The sequence below is a fragment of the Streptomyces maremycinicus genome, from assembly GCF_001184025.1.
Classification (GTDB): Bacteria; Actinomycetota; Actinomycetes; order Streptomycetales; family Streptomycetaceae; genus Streptomyces; species Streptomyces maremycinicus.
Map to the genome: position 1 here is coordinate 198911 of NZ_BBYG01000013.1, position 24561 is coordinate 223471.

Genomic DNA, 24561 nt, shown 5'->3' on the forward strand with positions numbered 1-24561 from the left:
CGCGCAGACCGCGTCCGGCTAGAAGTCCTGGCCGATACGGTCGTCGTCGCGCCGCATGCGCTCGGTGTCCTGGCCGGGACGCTGGCCGGAACGCTCCCCGGGCCGCTCGCCGGGACGCTCACCGGCCCGCTCGCCCGGACGCTCACCGGGACGCTCGCCCGGACGCTGCTTGCCGCGCTGCTGCGCCTGCTCCTTGGCCTGCCCGACCTTCTGCTTGGCCTGCTGCTTGATGTGCTCGGACTGGTCCTGGAACTTGTCCTTCATGCCCATGTGGGTTCACTCCTGTAGGAGATGAGGGGGGTTGGGGCCCCTTGGTGGGGCCTCGACCAGATTCACACGGGCGATCACGGCGCGCATCTCGATCACTTACGCTGCGTAGCCCTCGCCTGTTCGTCGGCGGAACCGCCCGCGCCCACCAGCCCGGTCCGCATCCCGTGCAGCCGGGGCGCGAACCGCTTCATCTCGCGCTGGCCCACCGTCCCGATGAGCGCGGGCAGATAGCCGCGCACCCCCTGCATCCCGCGCAGCCACCACTGCCCGTACACATGCGACGAGCGCCGTTCTATCCCGGCCACGATCCGGTCGACGGCCGGCCCCAGCGGGTACGTCTTGTTCGACGGCCACGGCAGCCGCTGCCTCAACTCCCGCATCACCTCGTCCTGATCGGCGCCGCGCACCATGTCCGTGTCGGTCCACGACAGGTAGCCGACACCGACGCGGACACCCTGGTGACCCACCTCGGCGCGCAGGCTGTGCGCGTACGCCTCCACGCCCGACTTGGACGCGCAGTAGGCGGTCATCATCGGCGCCGGGGTGATCGCGGCGAGCGAGGCGATCTGGAGCAGGTAGCCGCGGCTCTCCCGCAGCAGCGGCAGGAAGGCGCGGGCCGTGACCGCCGAGCCGATCAGGTTGACCTCGATGACCCGGCGCCAGGCCTCCGGGTCGGAGTCGGCGAACGGACCGCCGTTGGCGACACCGGCGTTGGCGACCACGATGTCCACCTTGCCGAAGCGCTCCTTCACCTCCGCCGCGACCCGGGCCATCGCCTCGTGGTCGGTGACGTCGGCGTACCAGTGGTCGCTGTCGCTGTGCAGTCGCTCGGAGACCTGCTTGAGCGCGTCCGGCTCCAGGCCGACCAGCGCCACCTTCACCCCGCGCGCGGACAGCTTGCGCGCGAGCAGCTCCCCGACGCCCCGCGCGGCCCCGGTCACGACGGCGACCCGTCCTTCGAGACTGACCCTGCTCATGCGCCCTCCTTCAACTGTGCGTACGTGGTGACGAGTTCCCGGATCCGGCCGGTGACCAGGTCGGGTGCCTCGACCGGCGTCATGTGGCCGAGGCCGGGCAGTTCGGTGAGGCCGACGCAGTGCGGGAGGGCGGCGGCGATCCGGCGGGCGTGCACCGGCGGGGTGAGCCGGTCGCCGGTGCCCACGATCACCGCCGTGGGCACCCGCAACTCCCGTACTCCGTGCTCGAGATCGAGCAGGTTCAGCACGTGCGACCAGGTGTGCCGCACCGCGCGCGGGCAGGCGTGCACGATACGGGCGCACGCGTCCACCATGTGCGGGGCGGAACCGGCCCCCATCGTCGCGTACTTGAGGATCCGCTTCGCGACCGGCGTGACCGGCCCCAGGGGCGCCCTCGACCCGAGGATGTGCCGGGTCAGCCAGGTCCGCAGCGGACCGGGGCGCAGGGGCAGGACGGTCGACTCGGCGACCAGTCCCGAAGCGCCGGTGCTGCACAGCAGGACGGCCGCCGTGTGCTCCTGGAAGACGTCCCTGGCGGCCGCCGCCAGCACCGTCATGCCGCCCATGGAGTGCCCGGCGATCACCGCCTTCTCGCCGGGCGCCAGCGTCGCGGCGAGGACCGCTTCCAGGTCGTCGGCCAGGGTGTCGGTGCTGCACGCCGGGCTCGGCCGGGTGCGCCCGTGTCCGCGCTGGTCGTAGGCGATCACCCGGTGATCGGCCGCGAGGTCGCGGATCTGGGCCGCCCAGAACGCGGTCGAGCAGGTCCAGCCGTGCGCGAGGACGACGGCGGGCCCGGTCTCGGGGCCGTGGACCTCGACGTGCAGGAGTGTGCCGTCGGCGGAGACGGCGGTGAGCTCGCGGACGGAGGTCATGCCGTCACCTCGTCGCTCTCGCTGTGCTCCGCGCGGGCCGGCGGCACCGCGGGGGCGCGCAGGACCTCGTACTCCGCGAGGTCCACGCGACGGGTCGCCCGCCGGAACTCGGCGGTGGTGCCCGGCCAGATGGTGGTGTTGCGGCCGCTGTCGTCCAGGTACCAGCTGGTGCAGCCGCCCGTGTTCCACACGGTCCGCTTCATCCGGTCCTGCACCCGGCGGTTCCAGGCGTGCACGGCGCTCGGCCGCGCGTCCAGGGCCGCGCGCCCTCCGAGGACGTCGAGCTGGCGCAGATAGTCGGCCATGTAGTTCAGCTGGGACTCGATCATCAGGATCATGGAGGAGTTCCCGAGGCCGGTGTTGGGGCCGATGATCGTCATCCAGTTGGGGAAGCCGGCGGCCGCGGCGCCGCGCAGGGCCTCCATGCCGTCCTTCCAGCTCTCCGCGAGCGTCCGCCCGTCGGCGCCCACGACCCGGTCGGCGATCGGCATGTCGGTGACATGGAAGCCGGTACCGAAGACGATCGCGTCGACCTCGGCCTCGCTGCCGTCGGCGGCGACCAGCGTGGAGCCGCGGATCTCGCTGAGCCCGCTCGCGACGACGTCCACGTTGGGCTGTGCGAGGGCCGGATAGTAGGTGCTGGACAGCAGGATCCGCTTGCAGCCGATGCGGTAGTCCGGGGTGAGCCTGGCCCGCAGCGCCGGGTCCTTGATGGCGCGGGCCATGTTCTGCCGGGCGAGCCGCTCGACGAGTCCGAGCTGGTTCGGGTGCTTGGTGAACGCCTGGACCTGGAGTTCCCTGATGCCCCACAGCAGCCCGCGGCGCAGCTGGGTGGTGACGGGCAGCGCGCGGTGCAGGGTGCGCTCCGCGCCGCTGATGGCACGGTCCATGCGGGGCATCACCCAGGGCGGGGTGCGCTGGAAGAGCGTCAGCCGCGAGACGTCGGGCTGGACGGCGGGCACGATCTGGATGGCGGAGGCGCCGGTGCCGACCATGGCGACGCGCTGCCCGGTGAGGTCGGCGTCGTGGTCCCAGCGGGCCGAGTGGAAGACCTTGCCCGGGAAGGTGTCGAGGCCGGGGATCTCCGGGATCTTCGGGTCGGACAGCGGCCCGGTGGCCGACACGACGACATCGGCGGTGTACCGCCCGCCGCCGGTCTCGATGTCCCAGCGCAGCTCCCGCGCGTCCCACGTCATCCGCAGCACCTCGGAGCCGAACCGGAGGTGGGGGCGCAGTCCGAAGACGTCCGCCACGTGCTCCAGGTAGGCGCGGATGTGCTCCTGCCCGGAGAAGGTGCGCGGCCAGTCCGGGTTGGGCGCGAAGGAGAAGGAGTACAGGTGGGAGGGCACGTCACAGGCGCACCCGGGGTAGCTGTTGTCCCGCCAGGTCCCGCCGACGCTGTCCGCCCGCTCCAGGACGACGAAGTCGGTGATCCCCTCGCGGCGCAGCCGTACGGCGGCCCCCAGTCCACCGAAACCGGACCCGATCACCGCCACCCGTACGTGTTCGGTCATCCCGACGCCTCCTAGCCGTGGTGCGACTCTACGGACTCTGCCAGTGAACACTGGCGCAATGGGAGCGTAGAGCAGCTCCGTACCGATGGGTAGGGCCGGGAGAGGGAAAGTTACCGGCGGTACAACATAGGCTTCGCCCGTGACCGACAAGCGGGAGTACCGAACGGAGGAGCTGGCCGCCGAGGCCGGCATCACGGTGCGCACGCTGCGCTTCTACCGCGAGCGCAAACTCCTCGCGCCACCCCGCCGCGAGGGCCGTATCGCCTGGTACGACGACCATCACCTGGCCCGTCTGCGCACGATCGCGGCACTGCTGGAACGCGGCCACACCCTCACCGGCATCGCGGAGCTGGCGGACGCCCTCGACCACGGCCGCGGCGTGGCCGACCTCCTCGGCGTCGGCGGCCCCACCGAGGAGGAGCCGGTCCGCCTGACCCCCGAGGAACTGGCCGCGCGCTTCGAGGGCCAGGTCACCACCGAGAACCTCGCCGCGGCCCTGGACCTCGGCTACCTGGGCACCGACGGGGACGAGATCGTCCACATCAGCCGCCGGCTGCTGGACGTCTCCTCCGCCCTGGTCCGCGAGGGCATCCCGCTCGCCGAGGTACTGGCGGCCGGCGTCCGGGTCCGCGAACACGCCGACGCCCTCGCCACCCTGTTCACCGACCTGATCCTGCGCCACGCGACCGAGGACGACCTGCCCCGCCTGCGCCCGCTGGCCCGCAGCGTGGTGGAGGCGGAACTGTCCCTCGCCCTGGACCGGCGGCTGCACCGGCCGACCTAGAGGTCGCGCCCGCCTCATCCCCAGGCAGTACGCGCGGCGTCCCCCAAGCTGCGTCCCGGGGCTGCGTCCCGGGGCTAGAGGTCGTAGACCACCGTGACCGGCGCGTGGTCCGACCAGCGCTCGCCGTGCGTGGCAGCCCGCTCCACGAACCCCTTGACGGCCTTGTCCGCGAGGGTCGGCGTCGAGACGTGGAGGTCGATGCGCCACCCCGAGTCGTTGTCGAACGCCCGGCCCCGGTACGACCACCACGTGTACGGCCCCGTCACGTCCGGGTGCAGCGACCGCACGACGTCCACGTAGCCGCCGTCGGCCGGGGCGAACACCTGGGACAGCCAGTCGCGCTCCTCCGGCAGGAAGCCGGAGTTCTTGGTGTTGGAGCGCCAGTTCTTCAGGTCGGCCTGCTGGTGGGCGATGTTCCAGTCCCCCACCACGAGGACCTCGCGGCCGTCGGCGGCGGCACGGGCGCGCAGGTCCTTGAGGTGGGCCAGGAACTCACCCATGAAGCGGACCTTCTCGTCCTGGCGGTCGGTGCCGACCTCGCCGGAGGGCAGATAGAGGGAGGCGATCGTCACACCGGGCAGATCGGCCTCGACGTAACGGCCGCTGCCGTCGAACTCGGACGAACCGAAACCGATCCGGACGGCGTCCGGCTCACGACGGCTGTACAGGGAGACGCCGGCGCGGCCCTTCGCGGCGGCCGGGGCGTGGGTGACGAACCAGCCCTCGGGGGCCCGCACCGCCTCCGGCAACTGCCCCGGCTCGGCACGCACCTCCTGGAGGCACAGCACGTCGGCGGAGGTGTCCGCGAGCCACTCCACGAAGCCCTTCTTCGCGGCGGCACGCAGTCCATTAACGTTCACGGAGGTCACGGTCAGCACCCGGGCACGATACAGGGACGCCCACGCGGGATCCTCCGGCCTCCTCCCTGCGGCGGACACGCGGACGCCCGCGCGGGGTCCTCCGGTCTGCTCCCTGGGGTGGATACCGGCACACTGGACCGGGTCCGAATCCACTTTTCCAGGAATGTGCATACAACTACTGTGGGCAGCATGAATATACGTCCGGTCGCCTTCGACCACCCCGACGCCGTGAAGCTCAACGACGAGGTCCAGGCCGAGTACCACGAGCGCTACGGCGACGGCGGTGACGCCACGGTCCTGGAGCCGTCGCACTTCCAGCGGCCGCGCGGGATCTACCTCATCGCGTACGACGAGCGGGACCGGCCGGTGGCCACGGGCGGCTGGCGCAGCCAGGACGCCGACGGCGAAGGGCACGAGGACGGCGACGCCGAGCTCAAGCGGATGTTCGTGATCCGGGAGATGCGGGGCAGAGGACTCGCCCGGCGGATGCTCACCGCGCTGGAGGAGGACGCGCGAGCCGCCGGCCGTGTCCGGATGGTCCTGGAGACCGGCACCCAGCAGCCCGAGGCCATCGCGCTGTACACCTCCAGCGGGTACGCGCCCTGCACGAAGTTCGGCTACTACCGCGAGTACGAGGACAGCCGCTGCTACGCCAAGCCGCTCGGCTCCTGAAGCGCCGCCCTGGTCCCCGGAGCCGCCGGGCCCCTGGAGCCGCTCGGCCCCTGGAGCCGCCGGGCCCCGAAGCCGCCGGGCCACCTGAGCCGTTCGGCCCTGAGGCCCCGGCCACCGAGGAGCCTCAGCTTCGGAGGTAGGCGAGCACCGCGAGGACGCGGCGGTGGGTGTCGTCCGCCGGGGGCAGGTCCAGCTTGGTCAGGATGCCGCCGATGTGCTTGCCGACGGCCGCCTCCGACACCACCAGCCGACGGGCGATCGCGCCGTTGGACCGCCCCTCCGCCACCAGCGCCAGCACCTCCCTTTCGCGCGGGGTGAGCCGGGCCAGCGGGTCGCGGCGCCGGCGCAGCAGCTGCCGCACGACCTCCGGGTCGACGACCGTGCCGCCGGCCGCGACCTCGCGCAGCGCGTCCACGAACTGCTCCACCTGGCCGACCCGGTCCTTGAGCAGATAACCGACTCCGGTGCCGTCCCCGGAGTCGAGGAGCTCGGCCGCGTACGCGCGCTGCACGTACTGGCTGAGGACGAGCACCGGCAGCCCGGGCCGCTCCGCGCGCAGCCGGACCGCCGCCCTCAGCCCCTCGTCCTGGAAGCCGGGCGGCATACGGACGTCGGTCACGACGATGTCGGGCCCGTGCGCGGCGACCGCCTCCAGCAGTCCCGGCGCGTCGCCCACCGCCGCCACGACCTCGTGCCCGAAGCGGGTCAGCAGCATCGTCAGGCCGTCGCGCAGCAGGACGCCGTCCTCCGCGAGGACTACGCGGAGGCCTCGGTGACCGCCCCCGTCCGCCCGCTCGGCCCCCTCGGCCCCCGCGGCCCGCTCGACGGACCCGGATCGCTCGGCCGACTCGGCGGACCGGGCCGGCTCGACTGGCTCTGCTGGCTCTGCTCGCTCGACTCGCTCGACTCGCTCGACTCGCAAGGGATCTCCACACGCAGCAGGGTCGGTCCGCCCGGCGGGCTGGTCAGCGTCAGTCTTCCATCGAGCACCGACACCCGGTCGGCGAGACCGGTGAGGCCGGTGCCGCGGGCGCTGTCGGCGCCGCCGCGCCCGTCGTCGGTCACCTCCAGGACGAGCAGCCGCCCGCCCCGGTGCTCCACGCGCACCCGCGCGCGTGCGGCCCCGCTGTGCCGGGCCACGTTGGCCAGCGCCTCACGGACCACGAAGTAGGCGGCGGCCTCCACGGCCTGCGGGAGCCGCGGTGACGGCCGGGCGAACTCCACGTCCACGGGGACGGGCGAGCGGTCGGCGGCGTCGGCCACGGCCGCCTCCAGGCCGTAGTCGGCGAGCACCTGGGGGTGGATGCCGTGGATCAGCTCGCGCAGCTCCGCGAGGGCCGCGCCCGCCTCCTCGTGGGCACGGGCCAGCTGCGCGGCGAGCGCCCCGCCGGGCGGGGCGTCGAGCCGCGCCAGGCCGAGGCTCATGGTGAGCGCGACCAGACGCTGCTGGGCCCCGTCGTGCAGGTCGCGTTCGATCCGCCGCCGCTCCCCCTCGAACGCGTCGACCAACCGCGCGCGCGAGCGCGTGAGTTCCACGACCCTGGCCCGCGGATCACCCGCGCGCGGGGCGACGAGCAGCCGGGTCAGCGCGGCCCGGGCACCCGCCGCCGCCCCCAGGGCGTACCCGCCCGCGGCCAGCAGCAGCACACCGAGCGCGGCGGCGCCGAGGGCGGCCGGCCAGCCGGTCACCGTCCACACCTTGAGCACCTTCGTCTCCCGGCCGCCGCCGACCGTCGCCAGCGACAAGGGAGCCGCGACCGTCGCGAGAGGGACGAACAGGGCGACCGTCAGCAGCAGTACCTCGGCCGGCCAGAGCAGACACGCGGCGAGAAGGGTGTGGCCGAGTTCCCGCCAGGTGGCACGCTCCCGCAGCCGGGTGGTGAGCCAGCCGCGCAGGCCCGGCGCGGCGGGCTCGCTGTGCGCGCCGGGCGCGTCGTCCTCGTCGACCAGCCGCAGCCGGCGCCGCTCCAGAGCCGCCACGGGCAGTCCGGCGAAGGCCACGGCCGCGAGCAGCGGCAGCCCGACGAGGACGAGCGCGAGGACCCCGCCCACCGCCACCACCGCGACCAGCCCCACCAGGACGGCGGCCCCGGTGACCGCGCCCGTCAGCAGATAGGCGACGGCCCGCCAGGGCCACGGCGACAGCAGGTAGCCCGGGCGGAGCAAGGCCTGCCACACGTTTCGGGGTTGCATGCGGATCACCGTAGAAGGGCCCTCGCGCGGAGGCCATCGGCCTGACCGGAGGTCCTGGGGTATGCCTGGCCCTACCCCAGGTCTCGGTCCTGCCCGAGAGACCGGACCGGGGCCCGCGCGGTTTGGTGGGACCATGACCACACACGCCGTCCAACTGACCTCCGTGAGCAGGCGATACGGTGCCGCGGGCACCGGGGTGACCGCGCTCGACGACGTCACGCTCGCCCTGCCCCGGGGCTCGTTCACCGCCGTCATGGGGCCGTCCGGCTCGGGCAAGTCGACGCTGCTCCAGTGCGCCGCCGGGCTGGACCGGCCGACCTCGGGGTCGGTGCGGATCGGCGCGACCGAGCTGACCGGGCTGAGCGAGCGGCGGCTGACTCTGCTGCGCCGGGAGCGGATCGGCTTCGTCTTCCAGTCGTTCAACCTGCTGCCCGCCCTCACCGCCGAGCAGAACGTCGCCCTCCCGCTGCGGCTCGCCGGCCGCCGCCCGTCCAGGGCACAGGTCCGCGACGCGCTGCGGCAGGTCGGACTCGCCGACCGTGCCGGTCACCGCCCGGACCGGCTCTCCGGCGGCCAGCAGCAACGCGTCGCCCTGGCCCGCGTGGTCATCACCCGCCCCGAGGTCCTGTTCGGCGACGAACCGACGGGCGCGCTGGACTCCCGTACCGGCCGCGGGGTGCTGACCCTGCTGCGCTCCCTCGTCGACGGGGACGGCCGGACGGTCGTCATGGTCACCCACGACCCGCTCGCCGCCTCCTGGGCGGACCGGGTGGTCTTCCTGGTGGACGGCCGCGTCCACGGCGAACTCACGGGCGCCGACGCGTCCGTGGAGGCGATCGCCGCCCGGCTGGCGGGGCTGGAGACCGCCGCCGACCGCGCCGCGCTCGCCCCGGCGGGTGCCGCGTGCTGAGCGTCGCGTGGCACACCCTGCGCGCCCGATGGGCCGCGTTCGTCGGCAGCTTCGTCGCCCTCGCGCTCGGCGTCGCGCTGCTCACCGTGATGGGACAGGCGCTGGCCGCGTCACTGCACGCCCCGGCGCGCGCCCCCGAACGGTTCGCGGCGGCGCCGGTGGTGGTCAGGGGCCAGGACACCCTGCGGGTGACGACCCCCACCGGTGTGCGGACGAAGGAGCTGGCGCGGCCGCGCCCGGTGCCCGCCGGGACCGTCGCCGCGCTCCGCGCGGTCGGCCCGGTCACCGAGGACCGCTCCTTCCCGGTCCGCGCGTACGGCACCCCCGCCGCACCGGACGACCTGGTCGGCCACCCCTGGTCGACGGCCCGCTTCGCCCCTTACCGGCTGACCGCGGGCCGGGCCCCGGCAGCGGCCGGCGAGGTGGTGACCAGCGGCGACTGGGCGACCGTGGGCACCCGACTGCGCACCACGGACGGCCCGTTGCACGTGGTCGGCACGGTCGCGACGGCGCCGACCGAAGTCCCACCCGAACCCGGATCCGAACCCGTACCCGGACTCGACCCCGAACCCGGACCCGGCTTCGAGCACGCCGTGTTCTACCCGGACACCCAAGCCGCCCGGCTCGCCCCGGAGTCGACCCAACTGGTCGTGGAGGCGGACGCGGCGGCCGTACGGGCGGCGGTCAAGAACGAGCACAGCGACGAGGGCGCGGGCGCGGGTGTGCGGATCCTCACCGGGGACGCCCGCCGGCTGGCCGACGCCGACCCGGGTCGCGACGCCGAGGCCCTGACCGCACTCAACGCCCTGTTCGGCACCGCGGGCGGCGTGACCGCGTTCGTGTCCGTCTTCGTCGTGGCCTCCACCTTCGCCTTCGCCGTCGACCGGCGCCGCCGCGAGTTCGGCCTGCTGCGCACCGCCGGGGCCACACCGGCCCAGATCCGGCGGACGGTCCTCGCGGAGGCCCTGCTGGTCGGCACACTCGCCTCGGCGGCCGGCTGTGTGCTGGGCACATACGGCGCGCCGCTCCTGGCCGAGCGCGTGGTCGACGGCGGACTCGCGCCGAACTGGTACGCGATCGGCGGCCCTTCGGCCGGCGTGTGGCCGTACCACCTCGCCTTCTGGACGGGCCTGCTGGTCGCCCTGTGCGGTGCGCTCGCCGCGTCCTGGCGGGCCGGCCGCACCGCCCCCGCCCAGGCGCTGCGCGAAGCCCTCGTGGACGGACGCGCGCTGACCCGCGGACGGCGCCTGTGCGGTACGGCTCTGCTGTTCGCGGCGGTCGCGACCCTCGCGTACACACTGGCGACCGACCCGGGCGAGCTCCTCCACCGCAAGTCGTACATCAGCCGCCCCCTCTTGTTCATCACGGCGGTGGCGCTGCTCTCGCCCCTGACGGTCCGTCCGCTGATGCCCCGGTTGCCGGGCGCGGTGGGCCTGTTGGCGCGGGCCGGCGCGGTCGCCGCGGTCCGCCGCACCGCGGCGGTGGCGGCGCCCGTCCTGGTCACCGTCGCGCTCGCGGGCTCCCTGCCGGGCGCGACGGCCACGATCGGCGCGGCGCGGGCGGCGGAGGTACGGCAGCAGACGTCCGCCGACTTCGTGGTGACACCGCAGGACGGGACAACCCTGCGGCCAGGAACGCTCGAACGGCTGCGGCAGGTGCCCGGCACGCTCGTCTCGGCCGGTTCCGCGACCGCCGTGTTCACGCTGGAGGACGGCGTGGCGCTCGTGAAGTCCGAGGCACGGGCGGCCGATCCGGCGCTGCTCGCCGCGACCGTACGGCTGCCGGTGACCGCCGGGCGGCTCGCCGACCTCGACGACGGGTCGATCGTCGTGACGGAGGAGTGGGCACGACACCGGGTGGGACAACGGGTGCGGGTGTGGCTAGGCGACGGCACGCCGAAGACCCTCCGGATCGCCGCCGTCCTGTCCGTGGGCACCGGCGACAACGGCGCCTGGGTCACCCCGGCGAACGCCGGTGGCGGTGGCGTGGACCGCGTCGACGTGCGGGTGCGGGCGGGCGCCGACCCGGCGGCGGTCGCGGCACGACTGCGGGCCGTCGACGGTGTACGGGTGATGAACGACACACAGTGGGTGCGGGCCGCCCACCCGCAGACCAACCGGACGACCCGGCTCGGCATGCTGCTCGTCCTGGGCATCGCCCTCGTCTACACCGGCATCTCGCTGGCCAACACCCTGGCCATGGCGGCCGCCGAGCGCGCACCCGCCCTGACGGCCCTGCGACTGGCCGGCGCGACAGGTAGCCAGTTGCTGGGACTGGCCGCCGCGGAGGCGCTGACGGCCGTCGCGCTGGGCGCGCTGCTGGGCCTGCTGGTGACGGTCGTCGACCTGGCGGGCCTGAGCGCCGCCCTGCACCTGCTGTCGGCTCCGGCGGCCATCGTCCTGCCCTGGCGGGCACTCGCCTGGACGACGGCGGCATGCGCCCTGCTCGCGACGGCCACGGCACTGACCACGACGACACCGTCACTGCGCCCGCGCCGACCCTGAGCCCGAACACGATAGAGCCCCCGCCGGTCACCCGGCGGGGGCTCTATGCTGCGTGGACCTGTGGGGATTTGAACCCCAGACCCCCTCGATGCGAACGAGGTGCGCTACCAGACTGCGCCACAGGCCCTTGCAACGAGTGAAACTCTAGCACCCCGGTCGGCCTGCTTGGAAATCCGTTCCCCGAGGCCGGGGGCGGGATGCCGCGGGTCTCATTCGTTGGCGGCCAGCGGTCGCTCGCCGTCCTCGTACTGGTCGAACAAAGGGGTGCGGCCGCGTTCGCGCGAGCGCCGCGCGGAGGCCGCGCGCCGGGCGTCGCTGCGCTCGTCGCCGTCCGCTCCCCTGTCCTCCGCGTGGTCCGCGTCGTCGGGGTCCCCGGCCGACGCGTCCGCCGCGTCCGCCGCGTCGTGCTCCGGCGCCACCGAACTCGAGCGGGCCGAGCTCCAGGAGTCCGGCGCGCCGAGGTCCACGTCGGAGGTCGCCCGGGGCGCGACCGGCGCGGTCACGTACGTCGGCAGCGGTACCGGTACCGGATCCCAGCTCTCGCCGTGGCCGGGCCGGCGCTGCCGCTCGCGCTGCTGGTCGACCCACTCCGCGTGGTCGGTCTGCTCGACGAGTGCCCTGCGGTCCGCGGCGAGCGCCAGCAGCCCCGGGTCGGTCTCCGGCTCGGGGGCCGCGTGCGGCTCCTCTGCGCCGGCGTCGAGGCCGGCGTCGACGGACGTGGCGTTCGCCGGGGCGGGCGCCCGCCGGCGCGGCTGGCGCTCGCGCAGCCGCTGTGCGGCGACCTCGGCGCGCCTGCGGTCCATCTGGAAGGCGAACCGGCGGCGCTCCTGGGAGCGCAGGTAGCCGATGTACGCGCTGAGCAGGACGGCGGGAACGCCGGGCGCCCACAGGAACGCGAGCCCGCCGACCGCGGCGACGATCGCGCCGAGGGTGAAGGCGAGGAAGAGCATCACGGTGGTGCGCCGACGGCGCGCGAGCGCCTTCGAGCGCTGGGCACGCGCGGCGGACGCCTGCTCGGCGGGTGTCCGCCGGGCGACGGGCGCCCGTCGGGCGGCCGGAGCGGCGCTCCCCTCGCGGGCGGGCTTGGCGCTCTGTTCGCGAGGGTCGTGCGCGGGCTTGGCCGCCGGATCGCGCGCCGGTTCACGCGCCGCCTCCGGGCGCCCGGCCCCTCGTTCCTGGCCGCGCTCCTGAGGCCGTTCCTGAGCCCGGTCGTGACCGCGTTCCTGGGTCCGGTCCTGCGCCCGCTCCGAAGCGCGCTCACGTTCCTGGCCGCGCTCCTGGACCGGCGCCTTCACCTGCGGGCGGGTCGGAGGCATGGCGAAGGACCGGACGTCCACCGATGCGGTGACGGCGTCCGGAACGTCGGCGTCGGACTCCCCCTCCTCGGTGGAGCGCGCCCGCAGGTCCTTGGCGTACCGGCGCTCCATACCCGCCCGTCCGGACAGCAGCCGGATGGCGGTGCTGAAGCGTTCCGTCGGACGGGCCTCGTTCAGCTCGTCCTGCCTACGGAGCCACATAGGCACCAAGTAGGCGGCCCAGGCCCCGACGATGACTGCGTAGATGAGGCCGCTGCTGCTCACGCCTCACACGGTAGAGGGGTTTACGTGAGGCCATCCGCCAATTGGGCCGGTGTGTCGCACGATCTGGCTGATATTTCGAACTTTTTTTGCGACCGGTGCGATCAACCGATCATTTTCGAACATTTATTCGGCTGGTCGACCAATTCAATTGGACGCCTTCTGCGAGCGGGTACGCCGCCACCGGTTGAGCAGGCCCTCCGGGACCTCCTCCGCCGTGAGCGCGAAGACGAGGTGGTCACGCCAGGCGCCGTCGATGTGGAGATAGCGCGGCCGCAGTCCTTCCTCACGGAATCCGAGTTTCTCCACGACCCGGCGGCTCGGCCCGTTCTCGGGCCGAATGCAGACTTCGATGCGGTGCAGTCCGACGGTGCGGAAACAGTGGTCCACGATGAGCGCCACGGCCGTCGGCATCACACCGCGGCCCGCCACCGACTCGTCCACCCAGTAACCGACGTGCCCCGAACACATCGAGCCCCAGGTGATCCCCGCGACCGTCAACTGCCCGACGAGCCGCCCCTGGTACTCGATCACGAACGGCAGCATCCGGCCGGCGTTCGCCTCGGACCGCAGATGCCGGACCATCTGGCGGTACGTCGGCCGGTGCGCGATCGGCCCGCTGGGCGCGGGCGGCGGGATCGTCGCCTCCCAGGGCCGCAGCCAGTCCCGGTTCCGCCGGTTGACCTCACGCCAGGCCCGCTGGTCGCGCAGCTTTATGGGCCGCAGGACGATGTCGCCCTCCACCAGTTCGACGGGCCAGGCCGAGGTGTTCAGCTCGCACCCCCGTGACTCGCTCTGGGGTGGTCGCCGCCACGGATCTGGTCGACGGCGTGCGTCAGCAGGGACTCCAGGACGGCCAGCCCGTCCTTCACCCCGCCGGTGGAACCCGGCAGGTTGACGATCAGCGTGCCGCCCGCCACCCCGGCCAGGCCGCAGGAGAGCGCCGCGGTGGGCACCTTCTCCCGGCCGTACGCCCGGACGGCCTCGGCGATGCCCGGCACCTCGCGCTCGATCACCGCGCGGGTCGCCTCGGGGGTGCGGTCGGTGGGCGAGATCCCGGTGCCGCCGGTGGTGACGACGGCGTCGTACCCGGCCTCGACGGCGGCCCGCAGCGCGGCCTCCACCGGGTCCCCGTCGGGAACGACCTGCGGCCCGTCCACGGCGAAGCCGAAGCCGCGCAGAGCCTCGGCGATCAGCGGGCCGCCACGGTCCTCGTAGACGCCGGCCGCGGCCCGGTTGGACGCGGTCACGACCAGCGCGCTGTACGCGGCGGACAGGGCGCCGCCGGCCGACCCGTCGAGTGTCATGCCCGGCTCCAGTCGCCCGACTTGCCGCCCGTCTTCTCCTCCACGCGCACGTCCGTGATGACCGCTCCCTTGTCGACCGCCTTCACCATGTCGATCACGGTGAGCGCGGCGACGGAGACCGCGGTGAGCGCCTCCATCTCGACGCCCGTGCGGTCCGTCGTCTTCACCGTGGCGGTGATCTCCACGGCGTCGTCCGCGACCGACACATCCAGTTTCACACCGGAGACGGCCAGAGGGTGACACAGCGGGATCAGGTCGGGGGTGCGCTTGGCGCCCATGATGCCCGCGATCCGCGCGGTGGCCAGCGCGTCCCCCTTGGGTACCCCCTCGCCGCGCAGCAGCTCGACCACCCGGGGCGAGACGAGGACCCTCCCGCTGGCGCGCGCGGTGCGCGCGGTGACGTCCTTGCCGGAAACGTCGACCATACGGGCGGCGCCCACGTCGTCGATGTGCGTCAGTCGGTCCTGCGTACTCATGGTGGTGGGCGCTCCCGGTCCGGGCCTGTTGTGCGCGACACGGTACCCCCAACCAGGAGGACTCAGCCGAGGAGGACCACCTCGACGTCGGCGCCGGGCTCGACGGACTCCACGTCCTCGGGGACGACGATCAGCGAGTCGGCGTGCGCGAGGGCCGCGACGAGGTGCGAGCCGGCACCTCCGACCGGGCGGACGGTGCCGTCGCCGCCGTAGCGGGCGCGCAGGAACTGCCGGCGGCCCTTCGGCGAGGTCAGCGCCCTGTCGGCGGTCAGCTTCGCGCGCGTGGTGGGCCGGTGGACGTCCTCGAGGCCCATGAGGGCGCGGATGGCGGGCCGCACGAACAGCTCGAACGAGACGTACGACGACACCGGGTTGCCCGGCAGGGCCAGCAGGGGGATGTGGTCGGCGCCGATGGAGCCGAAACCCTGGGGCTTGCCGGGCTGCATGGCGAGCTTGCGGAACTCGACCCCGCTGCCCGCCTCGTCCTCGTCCCCGACGTGCTCCAGGGCCTCCTTGACGACGTCGTACGCCCCGACGCTCACCCCGCCGGTGGTGACGACGAGGTCGGCGCGGACCAGTTGGTCCTCGATGGTGGAGCGCAGCGTCTCGGCGTCGTCGGCCACCGCCCCGACCCGGTAGGCGATGGCGCCGGCGTCGCGGGCGGCCGCGGTGAGGGCGAAGCTGTTGGAGTCGTAGATCTGGCCGCTGCCCAGTTCCTCGCCGGGCTGGACGAGTTCGCTGCCCGTCGACATCACCACCACGCGCGGGCGCGGGCGCACGCGTACGGTGCCCCGGCCGATCGCGGCGAGCAGGGCGATCTGGGGCGGTCCGAGGACGGTCCCGGCGTCGAGGGCGCGGTCCCCCGCCTTCACGTCACTGCCCTTCGCGCGCACGTGCGCGCGTGCCTCGGCGGGCCGGTACACGCGCACATGCCCCGAGGCCTGCTCGGGGGCGAGACTGCGGGCACGCATCCCGCTGACCGGACCCTCGCCGAGTCCGCCGTCGGTCCACTCCACGGGGACGACGGCCTCGGCGCCGGCCGGGAGCGGGGCGCCGGTCATGATCCGGGCGGCCTGTCCGGGCCCCACGTACAGCAGGTCGGCCGCATGTCCCGCCGCGACGTCCCCCACGACGTCCAGAGCCGCCGGGAACTCCTCGCCCGCGCCCGCGACATCCGCGACCCGCACCGCGTACCCGTCCATCGAGCTGTTGTCGAAGGGCGGCAGCGAGACCGGCACCATGACGTCGTCGACGAGGACGCAGCCCTGCGCGTCGGGCAGCTGGAGCTCGATGGGCTCCAGGGGGCGGACGGTGGCGAGGATGTCCTCCAGGTGCTCGTCCACCGACCAGAGCTGGTCCTGGCCGGTGGGGCGGGGCGCGGCGGTGCTCAAAGTGGCTACATCTCCTCGGTGACGTAACTGCGAAGCCAGGACCGGAAGTCCGGACCCAGATCTTCACGTTCGCACGCGAGTCTGACAATGGCACGCAGGTAGTCGCCGCGGTCGCCGGTGTCATAGCGGCGGCCCTTGAAGACGACGCCGTGGACGGGGCCGCCGATCTTCTCGTCCTGCGCGAGCTGCTGGAGGGCGTCGGTCAGCTGGATCTCGCCGCCGCGGCCGGGCTCGGTCTGCCGAAGTATGCCGAACACGCTCGGGTCGAGGACGTAACGCCCGATGATCGCGTAGTTCGACGGGGCGTCCGCCGGGTCCGGCTTCTCGACGAGGCCGGTCACCTTGACGACGTCGCTGTCCACGGTGGCCTCCACGGCGGCACACCCGTAGAGGTGGATCTGCTCGGGGGCGACCTCCATGAGCGCGACGACGCTGCCGCCGTGCCGCTCCTGCACCTCGATCATCCGCTGGAGCAGCGGGTCGCGGGGGTCGATCAGGTCGTCACCCAGCAGGACGGCGAAGGGCTCCTGGCCGACGTGCGGGGCCGCGCACAGGACGGCGTGTCCGAGGCCCTTGGGGTCGCCCTGGCGCACGTAGTGCATGGTCGCGAGGTCGCTGGACTGCTGGACTTTGGCGAGCCGGGCGGCATCGCCCTTCTTCTGGAGGGCCGACTCGAGTTCGTAGTTGCGGTCGAAGTGGTCCTCCAGGGGGCGCTTGTTGCGGCCTGTGACCATGAGGACGTCGTCGAGACCGGCGGAGACGGCTTCCTCGACCACGTACTGGATAGCCGGCTTGTCCACGACCGGCAGCATCTCCTTGGGAGTGGCCTTGGTCGCCGGCAGGAACCGGGTTCCGAGGCCGGCTGCGGGGATGACAGCCTTGCTGATCCTGGGGTGCGACTGCGTCATGTCGGCAACCTTATCCGGTGACTTTGAGAGGGATCTGTGGCTCCGGTTAATTGATGTTCATATGAACGCATTGGAGTGGTGCAGGTGAAGTACGGGAGCGACATATGAGCCACCTCGAAGGCGGACCAGAGTCTGACAAACGTACGTTGCGGCAAGGGTTCCTCGCCGTGAGAAGCAGGTTGACGGCCGATGACGTACGCGCGGGGGCCGTCGCCCTGGCCGAGCGGGCCCTGGAGCTGCCCGAGTTGGCGCACGCGCGCACGGTGGCCGCGTACGTCTCCGTGGGGACCGAGCCCGGCACTCCGGCGCTGCTGGACGCGCTGCGCGCGCGGGGCGTACGCGTACTGCTCCCCGCGCTGCTTCCCGACAACGACCTGGACTGGGGCGCCTACACCGGCGAAGGCTCTCTCGCGCGGGTCCTGCACGGCGGGAAGATGGCCCTCCTGGAACCGGCCGGCGAGCGCCTCGGCCCGGACGCCGTGACCGCCGCCGACGTCGTGCTGCTGCCGGGCCTGGCGGTCGACGGCCGCGGAATGCGCCTGGGACGCGGCGGAGGATCGTACGACCGCGTACTCGCCCGGCTGGCGGACGCCGGGGCCCGTCCCTCACTGGTGGTGCTCCTGTACGACACCGAGGTCGTCGAGCACGTCCCCGGGGAGGCGCACGACCGGCCGGTGCACGCGGTCGTGACCCCGTCGGGGACCCGGCGGTTCACCTGACACCGGCCGGTGCCCCCATGAACGGAAGGGGCCCTCCACGCGCGCGTGGAGGGCCCCTTCCGTTTCGGTCGGCAGCTCAGGGCTTGAGCACCAGGGTGTCGCTGGTGCTGTCGTCGACCGCCTTCTTCGAGAAGGACCAGTCGAGCAGCTCACCGTCGGCCCACTTGCTCGTCTGGTCGGTGTAGTGAGCGCTGAAGACGTGCCCCGAGGCTCCGGTGAGGTTGATCCATTTCGACTTGTCGAGATCGTCGAGGTTGACCACCATCCGCATCGACGGCACCCATACGACCCCGTAGCCGCCGGCCGCGTTCCAGCCGGTGGCGTTGACCGTCGCCTCGCCGCCGCCGAGCTTCCACGGGCCGCGGTTGAGGATGTACTGGAGGAAACCGGGGCCACTGGTGCCCAGGGTCTGGTTCTTCAGGAACAGGCGGTGCAGCCGGCCCCAGCTCCAGGTGTCGATGTCCTTGCCGAGCTTGGCGGTCAGCTCCCAGCGGGCGTCGATCATGGCGCGCGCGAACAGCTTGTCGCGGTCGTGCTCGGCGCCGGGACGGGTGCCCGACTCGGGCGTCGTCCACCAGTCGCTGTCCGTCTTCGTCATGAGGCTGCGCACGACCTCGAACCAGCGGTCGCCGCCGTCCGGCTGCGCCTGGTCGGCATCGCGCTGACCGCACTCACGGACCTTCTCGGTGTCGTCGACCGGGCCGGTGGTGTTGACCGGGTCGACCCACAGGCACTGGTCCTCGACGCGCAGCTCCTTGGGCAGCTTGTTACCGAAGGCCAGCTTGAGGATGTTGCGCCAGACCGCGTTGAAGTAGGCGGCCGCGGCCGAGTCGGCGTCCTGGGTGAAGTCCCAGTTCTCGAGCAGCTTCTGCGCGTCGCGGACGTCCGGGTCGTCGAGGTTGATCTTCTTCAGCACGGGCACGAGCAGCTTCGCGATCTCACTGTCGTCGTCCAGCTGCATCTGCCGCATGTCGTCGGTGGAGATCTTGCCGCCGCCCTTGATCTTGCTCTTGATCAGGTCGGTGATCCGCTGGCTGCGCGCGCCGTATCCCCAGTCCGTGGTGAGCGTGTAGGGGTACTTGTCCTTGTCGACGACGGCCTGGTTGGCCGTGACGATGTAGCCGCGGGCCGGGTCGTACTCGTAGGGCAGCTCATCGAAGTCGATGAAGCCCTTCCACTTGTACTTGGAGTCCCAGCCGGGCGCCGGGATCGAGCCGTCGACGCCCTTCGCGCGCGTGGGGATCTTTCCGGGCAGCTGGTAGCCGATGTGGTTCGAGGTGTCGGCGTAGATCAGGTTCTGGGAAGGGACGTCGAATTTCTCGGCCGCCTTGCGGAAGCTGTCCCAGTCCGTGGCCTTGTCTATGGCGAAAACGGCGTCCATGGAGTTGCCCGGCGACAGTGCGGTCCACTTCAGGGCGACGCCGTAGCCGTCACCGCGGTCGGGCGCCGCGGCGTCGACATTGTCGACGGTGGCCTTCTTGCCGACGTCGATGAGCTCGTCGTCGCGGTCGGACAGCAGGGGCATCCCGTCCTGGGTCTGCCGGACGACGATCTTCTTGGACTCGCCGCCGGCGACCTTGATGGTCTCCTCGCGCGTGACGAACGGCTTCACCTTGCCGTCGTACTGATAGCCGTCGTCCCCGGAGAGCTTCTCCAGGTAGAGGTCCGTGACGTCGACGCCGGAGTTGGTCATGCCCCAGGAGATGGTCTGGTTGTGGCCGATGATCACACCGGGCATGCCCGCGAAGGTGTAGCCGGACACGTCGTACTGGCACTTGCTGGAGACCGCGCGGCAGTGCAGGCCCATCTGGTACCAGACGGACGGCAGCGAGGCCGACAGGTGCGGGTCGTTGGCCAGCAGCGGCTTGTTGGTGATCGTGTTCTTGCCGGCGACGACCCAGGAGTTCGAGCCGATGCCGTTGCCGTTCACACCGACGGCCGTGGGGAGGTCGTCCAGGACGTCGTAGAGGCCCGAGAGCTGGCTCTGGAGGGCCGAACCGTCCGTCGAGGAGGAGTCCGAGGAGGAGCCCGTGCCGTCGCCCGTGGAGCTGTCGTCGGAGTCGCCCTGGCCGTCACCCTGCTCGAACGTCCGGGTCAGCTCGTCGTACTGCCCCTCCTGGACGATCGCCTGGTTACGGTCGTACGGGTACTGCGGGTACAGCTCGGCGATCTGGGCCGGGCCCAGACGGCTGGTCATCAGGGCGCGGTCGATCTCGTCCTGCATGTTGCCGCGCAGGTCCCAGGCCATCGCCTTCAGCCAGGAGATCGAGTCGACCGGGGTCCACTCGGTGGGCTTGTAGTCGTTGGTGAAGCCCAGGGCCGCGTACTCCAGGGAGATGTCGGCGCCGTCCTTGCCCTTGAGGTAGGCATTGACCCCCTTGGCGTAGGCCTGGAGGTACTTCTTGGTGTCGGCCGACAGCTCGGAGTCGTACTCCTTCTCGGCGACGCGGTCCCAGCCCAGGGTGCGCAGGAATTCGTCGTTGTCGACCTGGCTCTTGCCGAACATCTCAGAGAGCCGCCCGGAGGTCATGTGCCGGCGGACGTCCATCTCGTAGAACCGGTCCTGGGCCTGGACATAGCCCTGGGCCATGAACAGGTCCTCGTCGGAGTCCGCGTAGATCTGCGGGATGCCGTAGCCGTCCCGCTTCACGTCCACGGGGCCGGTCAGGCCCTCGAGTGTGATCGAACCCTTGGTCTGCGGGAAGGACGCGCGGACGGTGCTGATGGACCAGTAGGCGCCGTAGGCGATGCCTCCGATGATGGCCAGCACCAGCACAAGCACGATCAAACGGGCTTTGCGCCCCTTCTTCCTGCCGGACTTGCCGGGCTTGTCACCCGATGTGGCGGTGGTGTTGGGGGGCATCGCTGTCCTTGCTGTCCTAACGCGAGCGGCAGGCGGTCCTGGAGTGCTGGAGCAACCATAGGCGCAGGGCCTTGCGCCACTTGACCCGGAGTCGGGTACCGGTACGGAGGGATGTTCGATCTTCCCTCGCCGAGCGTCAAGAAATCGTCAAGAGTTAGGTAAGGTAACGAAGTAGTTGGGTCCGAAGCTGACGGCTTCGTGTCCGATGTATCCGAAGCACATGTGCGCCCGCGCGCAAGCCGCGCGCGCCGGTGAAGGGACCGCCGCTGACTGTCCACCACCTCAACCAGCTCCTGCTCGTCTGCTCGCTCGTCCTGCTCGTCGCCGTCGCAGCGGTCCGGATCTCCTCGCGCAGCGGGCTCCCCAGCCTGCTCGTCTACGTGGGCATCGGCGTCCTCATGGGCCAGGACGGCATCGGCAACATCCACTTCGACAACGCCGAGATGACGCAGGTCATCGGCTACGCCGCCCTGGTCGTGATCCTCGCCGAGGGCGGCCTCGGCACGAAGTGGAAGGAGATCGAACCGGCCCTGCCGTCCGCCACGGCGCTGGCACTGGCCGGCGTCGCGGTCAGCGTCGGCGTCACCGCCACCGCCGCGCACTTCCTGACCGGGCTGGAGTGGAGACAGGCGCTGATCATCGGCGCGGTGGTGTCCTCGACCGACGCGGCGGCGGTCTTCTCCGTCCTGCGCAAGATCCCCCTCCCCTCGCGCGTGACGGGCACCCTGGAGGCCGAGTCCGGCTTCAACGACGCCCCGGTGGTCATCCTGGTGGTCGCCTTCTCCACGGCCGGCCCCGTCGAGCACTGGTACGTGCTGGTGGGCGAGATAGCGCTGGAGCTGGCCATCGGCGCCGCCATCGGCCTGGCGGTCGGCTGGCTGGGCTCCTGGGGCCTCCGGCACGTCGCGCTGCCCGCCTCCGGCCTCTACCCGATCGCGGTCATGGCGATCGCGGTCACCGCGTACGCGGCGGGCTCCCTAGCGCACGGCAGCGGCTTCCTGGGCGTGTACCTCGCCTCGATGGTCATGGGCAACGCGAAGCTGCCGCACTGGCCCGCCACCCGCGGCTTCGCCGACGGTCTCGGCTGGATCGCCCAGATCGGCATGTTCGTGCTGCTCGGTCTCCTGGTGACACCGCACGAGCTGGGCGACGACGTGCTGCCGGCGCTCGTCATCGGCCTGGTGCTGACCATGGTGGCCCGCCCGCTCAGCGTCGTGCTGTGCCTGACGCCGTTCCGGGTGCCGTGGCAGGAGCAGACGCTGATGTCCTGGGCCGGGCTGCGCGGCGCCGTCCCCATCATCCTGGCGACGATCCCCATGGTGAACGGCGTCGACGGCAGCCGCCGCATCTTCAACATCGTCTTCGTCCTGGTCGTCGTCTACACCCTGATCCAGGGGCCCACGCTGCCCTGGCTGGCGCGCAAACTGCGGCTGGGCGGCGATCCCGAGGCAGCCGACCTCGGCGTCGAGTCAGCGCCCCTGGAGCGGCTGCGCGGGCACCTGCTGTCCGTGGCGATCCCCGAAGGGTCGAAGATGCACGGCGTCGAGGTCAACGAGCTGCGACTGCCGGCCGGGGCCGCCGTCACCCTCGTCGTGCGCGAGGGGACGTCCTTCGTGCCGCTGCCGACCACCGTGCTGCGGCGCGGCGACGAACTCCTCGTCGTCGCCACCGACCCGGTCCGCGACGCGGCCGAACGGCGACTGCGCGCCGTCGGGCACGGCGGAAAGCTCGCCGGATGGCTGGGCACCGGCGGCAGCGCGCGTTAAGTACGTGTTTCGACCTGTTCACACGCCCGCTATTCCGAGGCGGGCGGCCTTACGGTGCTCATTTTCACAGGGATGACGTCCCTTGATCCCTGTAGGATGAAGGCACACCTTGATCGAACCAACTCTGCCTGACGCAGAGCTGGCGCGACCGTATGGCGGCCGGGACACCTCGTGCGGCGAGCACCGGCATCTACCGCAGCACGCGCAAGAGGACAGCTCTCGGCGCCCCCGCCCACCGGACGGGGTCGCGCTACCAGGCGGCAGAAAGGCACGGGCCGTGGCATCCACGGTCACCACCGAGCCGTCGAAGGACTCGTCGGCTCCCTCCCGCCCGGGATACGGACAGCTGCTGCGTACCCGCGGCGCCTGGACGTTCCTGCTGCCCGGCTTCGCCGCCCGTCAGCCCTTCGCGATGCTCACCATCTCCATCGTGCTGCTCGTGCAGCACACCACCGGCTCGTACGGCGCGGCCGGTGCCGCCGCGGCCGTCACCGGTGTCTCCATGGCCCTGTGCGCGCCCTACAGCGGACGGCTCGCCGACCGCTACGGGCAGCGCGCGGTACTGATCCCCGGCGTGCTCCTGCACACGCTGTCGGGCCTCACCCTCACCGTCCTCGCCCTGACCCACGCACCCCTGTGGACGGTGTTCGCGGCGGCCGTGCCCACGGGCGCCTCGGTCCCGCAGATCGGGCCCATGGTGCGCGCCCGCTGGGGTGCGCGGCTCAAGGGCTCGCCGCTGATGACCACCGCGGCGGCCTTCGAGTCCGTCACCGACGAGCTCACCTTCGTCTTCGGCCCGCTGCTGGCGACCGCCCTGTGCACCGCCGTGAACCCGGCCGCGGGCCTGGTCACCGAGGCCGCGCTGACCCTGCTCGGCGGCCTGCTGTTCGCCGCGCGCAAGAGCACGCAGCCCGAGGTCGCCGTCACCGTCGCCGGGCACGCACGCGTGGAGCACGCCTCGGCTCTGCGCATCCCCGGTGTGCGCGTGCTGATCGTGGCCTTCCTGGGCATCGGCACCGTCTTCGGTGGCATGCAGGTCTCGCTGGCCGCGTTCACCGAGTCCATCGGCGAGCCCGGTCTGAACGGCGTCCTGTACGGCACCTTCGCCGCGGGCAACATGCTCTCCGGCCTGGTGTGCGGCGCCATCGCCTGGAAGGTCGCCCCGCGCCGGCGCCTGGTCGTCGCCTACGCCGCGCTGGCGCTCGTCGCCTCCGGCCTGTGGGCGGCCCACTCCGTGCTCGTCCTGGCGGGCCTGGGCCTCCTGGTCGGCATGTGCATCGCGCCCGCGCTGATCACCGGCTACACGCTGGTCGAGGAACTGGTCCCGGCCGGAGCCCGCACCGAGGCGTTCACCTGGCTGACGGGCGCGGTCGCGCTCGGGCAGGCGGCCGCCGTCACGATCGCCGGTCAGCTGGAGGACCGCTTCTGGGGCGGCGCCGGTTTCCTGGTCCCCATGGGGGGCACCGTGCTGGCCCTGGTGACCGTGCTGGCGCTGCGTTCACGGCTGGCGGCGCGCCCCCGCGCGCGTACCGTCGCACGTGGCGTCGGTCACCGCGTGCCGGTGACAGTGGACTGATCCTCCGGAATACGTCAAGATAGACCGTCGTTAGCACTCACTGAGTGAGAGTGCCAGGAGGAAGACAGTGCCGACCTACCAGTACCAGTGCACCGAGTGCGGCGAGGGCCTCGAGGCGGTGCAGAAGTTCACCGACGATGCCCTGACCGAGTGCCCCAACTGCGGTGGCCGCCTCAAGAAGGTGTTCTCCGCCGTCGGCATCGTCTTCAAGGGCTCCGGCTTCTACCGCAACGACAGCCGCGGCTCCTCGTCGAGCAGCTCGCCGGCGTCGTCCTCGAAGTCGTCGACGTCCGGATCCGACGCGAAGCCGTCGACCTCGACGTCCTCGTCCTCGGACTCGAAGTCGTCGAGCACCGGCACGTCGACCGGCAGCAGCTCAGCCGCGTAAGGCTCGCTCAGCGGACCCTGTCGTCCTACGACGA

At 72.3% G+C, this 24561-nt stretch carries 22 protein-coding genes and 1 tRNA gene; 8 read left to right on the forward strand and 15 right to left on the reverse strand.

Going from position 1 to position 24561, the window contains the following annotated elements; translation table 11 throughout:
• Positions 1 to 18: 18 nt before the first annotated feature.
• From AOQ37_RS16560 to AOQ37_RS16575, 4 genes are all read right to left on the reverse strand, one after another.
• On the reverse strand, positions 19 to 270 hold the full coding sequence (locus AOQ37_RS16560) for a hypothetical protein (RefSeq protein WP_062645301.1): 252 nt from the start codon (positions 268 to 270) through the stop codon (positions 19 to 21).
• A 92-nt stretch (positions 271 to 362) separates the two neighbouring features.
• Positions 363 to 1247, reverse strand: coding sequence for an SDR family oxidoreductase (locus AOQ37_RS16565; RefSeq protein WP_062645302.1), 885 nt, complete (start codon positions 1245 to 1247; stop codon positions 363 to 365).
• The gene (locus AOQ37_RS16570; RefSeq protein ID WP_062645303.1) at positions 1244 to 2119 is read right to left on the reverse strand and encodes an alpha/beta fold hydrolase; all 876 of its coding nucleotides are present in this window, start codon (positions 2117 to 2119) and stop codon (positions 1244 to 1246) included. The genes AOQ37_RS16565 and AOQ37_RS16570 overlap by 4 nt, the downstream gene beginning before the upstream one ends.
• The gene (locus tag AOQ37_RS16575; RefSeq protein ID WP_062645304.1) at positions 2116 to 3633 is read right to left on the reverse strand and encodes a flavin-containing monooxygenase; all 1518 of its coding nucleotides are present in this window, start codon (positions 3631 to 3633) and stop codon (positions 2116 to 2118) included. Before AOQ37_RS16575 ends, AOQ37_RS16570 begins: the two co-directional genes overlap by 4 nt.
• Before the next feature lie 139 nt (positions 3634 to 3772).
• Here AOQ37_RS16575 and AOQ37_RS16580 point away from each other — a divergent pair, with 139 nt between their 5' ends.
• Positions 3773 to 4417: a MerR family transcriptional regulator gene (locus AOQ37_RS16580; RefSeq protein ID WP_062645305.1), complete on the forward strand. Its 645-nt coding sequence runs from the start codon at positions 3773 to 3775 to the stop codon at positions 4415 to 4417.
• Positions 4418 to 4491: 74 nt separating this feature from the next.
• On the opposite strand, the gene AOQ37_RS16585 is transcribed toward AOQ37_RS16580, so the two are convergent.
• Positions 4492 to 5295 carry an exodeoxyribonuclease III gene (locus AOQ37_RS16585; protein ID WP_062645306.1) on the reverse strand — a complete coding sequence of 268 codons (804 nt, stop codon included), beginning with the start codon at positions 5293 to 5295 and terminating at the stop codon, positions 4492 to 4494.
• Between the two features lie 171 nt (positions 5296 to 5466).
• Here AOQ37_RS16585 and AOQ37_RS16590 point away from each other — a divergent pair, with 171 nt between their 5' ends.
• Positions 5467 to 5949, forward strand: a complete 483-nt coding sequence (locus tag AOQ37_RS16590) for a GNAT family N-acetyltransferase (protein WP_199825028.1) — start codon at positions 5467 to 5469, stop codon at positions 5947 to 5949.
• Between the two features lie 124 nt (positions 5950 to 6073).
• On the opposite strand, the gene AOQ37_RS16595 is transcribed toward AOQ37_RS16590, so the two are convergent.
• Together AOQ37_RS16595 and AOQ37_RS16600 are read right to left on the reverse strand one after the other, a co-directional pair.
• Entirely contained in the window at positions 6074 to 6664 is a 591-nt protein-coding gene (locus tag AOQ37_RS16595) for a LuxR C-terminal-related transcriptional regulator (protein WP_062645308.1), read from the reverse strand.
• Between the two features lie 41 nt (positions 6665 to 6705).
• Complete coding sequence (locus AOQ37_RS16600) at positions 6706 to 8142, reverse strand: sensor histidine kinase (protein WP_234436920.1); 1437 nt, start codon at positions 8140 to 8142, stop codon at positions 6706 to 6708.
• 133 nt (positions 8143 to 8275) lie between these two features.
• Between AOQ37_RS16600 and AOQ37_RS16605 the strand changes: the two genes are divergently transcribed.
• Positions 8276 to 9052 carry an ABC transporter ATP-binding protein gene (locus tag AOQ37_RS16605; RefSeq protein ID WP_062645310.1) on the forward strand — a complete coding sequence of 259 codons (777 nt, stop codon included), beginning with the start codon at positions 8276 to 8278 and terminating at the stop codon, positions 9050 to 9052.
• Entirely contained in the window at positions 9046 to 11556 is a 2511-nt protein-coding gene (locus tag AOQ37_RS16610) for an ABC transporter permease (RefSeq protein ID WP_062645311.1), read from the forward strand. Before AOQ37_RS16605 ends, AOQ37_RS16610 begins: the two co-directional genes overlap by 7 nt.
• Before the next feature lie 53 nt (positions 11557 to 11609).
• Here AOQ37_RS16610 and AOQ37_RS16615 read toward each other — a convergent pair.
• From AOQ37_RS16615 to galU, 7 genes are all read right to left on the reverse strand, one after another.
• Positions 11610 to 11683: transfer RNA gene (locus AOQ37_RS16615), tRNA-Ala, on the reverse strand.
• 82 nt (positions 11684 to 11765) lie between these two features.
• Positions 11766 to 13136 carry a divisome protein SepX/GlpR gene (sepX, locus tag AOQ37_RS16620; protein WP_062645312.1) on the reverse strand — a complete coding sequence of 457 codons (1371 nt, stop codon included), beginning with the start codon at positions 13134 to 13136 and terminating at the stop codon, positions 11766 to 11768.
• 144 nt (positions 13137 to 13280) lie between these two features.
• A complete protein-coding gene (locus AOQ37_RS16625; protein ID WP_020128382.1) occupies positions 13281 to 13877 on the reverse strand; it encodes a GNAT family N-acetyltransferase in 597 nt (198 codons plus the stop codon).
• 26 nt (positions 13878 to 13903) lie between these two features.
• Positions 13904 to 14440: a MogA/MoaB family molybdenum cofactor biosynthesis protein gene (locus AOQ37_RS16630; RefSeq protein ID WP_062645314.1), complete on the reverse strand. Its 537-nt coding sequence runs from the start codon at positions 14438 to 14440 to the stop codon at positions 13904 to 13906.
• Positions 14437 to 14916: a cyclic pyranopterin monophosphate synthase MoaC gene (moaC, locus tag AOQ37_RS16635; protein ID WP_020128380.1), complete on the reverse strand. Its 480-nt coding sequence runs from the start codon at positions 14914 to 14916 to the stop codon at positions 14437 to 14439. The genes AOQ37_RS16630 and moaC overlap by 4 nt, the downstream gene beginning before the upstream one ends.
• A gap of 62 nt (positions 14917 to 14978) precedes the next feature.
• The gene (gene glp / locus AOQ37_RS16640; protein ID WP_062645315.1) at positions 14979 to 16307 is read right to left on the reverse strand and encodes a molybdotransferase-like divisome protein Glp; all 1329 of its coding nucleotides are present in this window, start codon (positions 16305 to 16307) and stop codon (positions 14979 to 14981) included.
• A gap of 5 nt (positions 16308 to 16312) precedes the next feature.
• A complete protein-coding gene (galU, locus tag AOQ37_RS16645) occupies positions 16313 to 17215 on the reverse strand; it encodes a UTP--glucose-1-phosphate uridylyltransferase GalU (protein ID WP_062645316.1) in 903 nt (300 codons plus the stop codon).
• A 104-nt stretch (positions 17216 to 17319) separates the two neighbouring features.
• Between galU and AOQ37_RS16650 the strand changes: the two genes are divergently transcribed.
• Positions 17320 to 17934: a 5-formyltetrahydrofolate cyclo-ligase gene (locus AOQ37_RS16650; RefSeq protein ID WP_078890215.1), complete on the forward strand. Its 615-nt coding sequence runs from the start codon at positions 17320 to 17322 to the stop codon at positions 17932 to 17934.
• Between the two features lie 76 nt (positions 17935 to 18010).
• Here AOQ37_RS16650 and AOQ37_RS16655 read toward each other — a convergent pair whose 3' ends face one another.
• Positions 18011 to 20797: a penicillin acylase family protein gene (locus tag AOQ37_RS16655; RefSeq protein WP_062645318.1), complete on the reverse strand. Its 2787-nt coding sequence runs from the start codon at positions 20795 to 20797 to the stop codon at positions 18011 to 18013.
• Between the two features lie 251 nt (positions 20798 to 21048).
• Between AOQ37_RS16655 and AOQ37_RS16660 the strand changes: the two genes are divergently transcribed.
• The 3 genes from AOQ37_RS16660 (at position 21049) to AOQ37_RS16670 (ending at position 24527) form a co-directional block, all read left to right on the forward strand.
• The gene (locus AOQ37_RS16660) at positions 21049 to 22563 is read left to right on the forward strand and encodes a potassium/proton antiporter (RefSeq protein ID WP_062645319.1); all 1515 of its coding nucleotides are present in this window, start codon (positions 21049 to 21051) and stop codon (positions 22561 to 22563) included.
• Between the two features lie 277 nt (positions 22564 to 22840).
• A complete protein-coding gene (locus AOQ37_RS16665) occupies positions 22841 to 24139 on the forward strand; it encodes an MFS transporter (protein WP_062645320.1) in 1299 nt (432 codons plus the stop codon).
• A gap of 67 nt (positions 24140 to 24206) precedes the next feature.
• Complete coding sequence (locus AOQ37_RS16670) at positions 24207 to 24527, forward strand: FmdB family zinc ribbon protein (RefSeq protein WP_062645321.1); 321 nt, start codon at positions 24207 to 24209, stop codon at positions 24525 to 24527.
• The last annotated feature ends 34 nt before the right edge of the window (positions 24528 to 24561 follow it).

Bases quoted from the DNA above. Each gene is read 5' to 3' on its own strand.
- moaC (WP_020128380.1), bottom strand. From the start codon at position 14,916: ATGAGTACGCAGGACCGACTGACGCACATCGACGACGTGGGCGCCGCC.
- AOQ37_RS16630 (WP_062645314.1), bottom strand. From the start codon at position 14,440: ATGACACTCGACGGGTCGGCCGGCGGCGCCCTGTCCGCCGCGTACAGC.
- AOQ37_RS16600 (WP_234436920.1), bottom strand. From the start codon at position 8,142: ATGCAACCCCGAAACGTGTGGCAGGCCTTGCTCCGCCCGGGCTACCTG.
- AOQ37_RS16565 (WP_062645302.1), bottom strand. From the start codon at position 1,247: ATGAGCAGGGTCAGTCTCGAAGGACGGGTCGCCGTCGTGACCGGGGCC.
- AOQ37_RS16650 (WP_078890215.1), top strand. From the start codon at position 17,320: ATGAGCCACCTCGAAGGCGGACCAGAGTCTGACAAACGTACGTTGCGG.
- AOQ37_RS16570 (WP_062645303.1), bottom strand. From the start codon at position 2,119: ATGACCTCCGTCCGCGAGCTCACCGCCGTCTCCGCCGACGGCACACTC.
- AOQ37_RS16595 (WP_062645308.1), bottom strand. From the start codon at position 6,664: ATGCTGCTGACCCGCTTCGGGCACGAGGTCGTGGCGGCGGTGGGCGAC.
- AOQ37_RS16655 (WP_062645318.1), bottom strand. From the start codon at position 20,797: ATGCCCCCCAACACCACCGCCACATCGGGTGACAAGCCCGGCAAGTCC.
- AOQ37_RS16590 (WP_199825028.1), top strand. From the start codon at position 5,467: ATGAATATACGTCCGGTCGCCTTCGACCACCCCGACGCCGTGAAGCTC.
- AOQ37_RS16605 (WP_062645310.1), top strand. From the start codon at position 8,276: ATGACCACACACGCCGTCCAACTGACCTCCGTGAGCAGGCGATACGGT.
- AOQ37_RS16575 (WP_062645304.1), bottom strand. From the start codon at position 3,633: ATGACCGAACACGTACGGGTGGCGGTGATCGGGTCCGGTTTCGGTGGA.
- galU (WP_062645316.1), bottom strand. From the start codon at position 17,215: ATGACGCAGTCGCACCCCAGGATCAGCAAGGCTGTCATCCCCGCAGCC.
- AOQ37_RS16560 (WP_062645301.1), bottom strand. From the start codon at position 270: ATGGGCATGAAGGACAAGTTCCAGGACCAGTCCGAGCACATCAAGCAG.